We start from the raw sequence: 769 nt of genomic DNA, 5'->3' as shown, positions 1-769 counted from the left end.
AGAGCGCCTAACAGAACCGTTTGATCTGGTTGAGGGTGATGAGGCTGGCCGCGAGGCTCGTGAAGGCCTCGTAGATGTCGCTGCGTCGCTCGTAGCGGACGGGCAATCGACGGAATCGGTTGAACCAGGCGTGGGTGCGCTCCACGACCCAACGGTGACGTCCGAGCTTCTCACTGCTCTCGATGCCCTTACGCGCGATGCGCGGCACGATCCCCCGCGCCCGGCACTCCTGGCGGCGAGGTCTGGCATCGTAGGCTTTGTCGGCGTGGAGCTTGTCCGGACGGCGTCGCGGTCGCCCTCGTCGACCGCTCCGCAGAGGCGGAACGGCATCGAGAGTAGCTGCCATCATGATGCTGTCGTGCCGGTTGGCCCCGCTCAGGCGGAAGCCGAGCGGCGTGCCACGCGCGTCGGTGACCAGGTGGCGCTTCGTACCCGGCTTGCCCCGGTCCGTCGGGTTCGGGCCGGTGGCAGGCCCCCCTTTTTGGCCGGGACAGACGCGCTGTCCAGGCAAGCCCGGTTCCAGTCGATCTCACCCGCTGCGTGCAGGCGCTCCAGCAGCACGTGATGCAGGCGGCCCCACACGCCCGCCGCTTGCCAATCCCGCAGCCGCCGCCAGCAACTCATGCCGGAGCCGCAGCCCATCTCGGCCGGCAGCATCTCCCACGGCAGACCCGAGCGCAGCACGAACAGGATGCCCGTCAGTGCGGCCCGGTTCTCGATCGGACGACGCCCGCCCTTCGGACGCGGCCGAGGCGGCGGGAGGAGCGGG

The 769-nt window shown here is 69.7% G+C and carries 1 protein-coding gene; it reads right to left on the bottom strand.

Features of this window, described 5'->3' with window-relative positions; translation table 11 throughout:
* Window positions 1-7: 7 nt before the first annotated feature.
* A protein-coding gene (locus tag MBTS_RS09370; protein ID WP_192215485.1) for an IS5 family transposase occupies window positions 8-769 on the bottom strand; the annotation gives its coding sequence in 2 pieces (ribosomal slippage) (window positions 8-477 and window positions 477-769; 763 coding nt annotated over the 2 pieces). This gene is flagged as partial in the annotation.

The organism is Methylobacterium bullatum (assembly GCF_014845095.1).
Classification (GTDB): Bacteria; Pseudomonadota; Alphaproteobacteria; order Rhizobiales; family Beijerinckiaceae; genus Methylobacterium; species Methylobacterium bullatum.
This window is presented reverse-complemented; position numbering and strand designations above follow the sequence as displayed.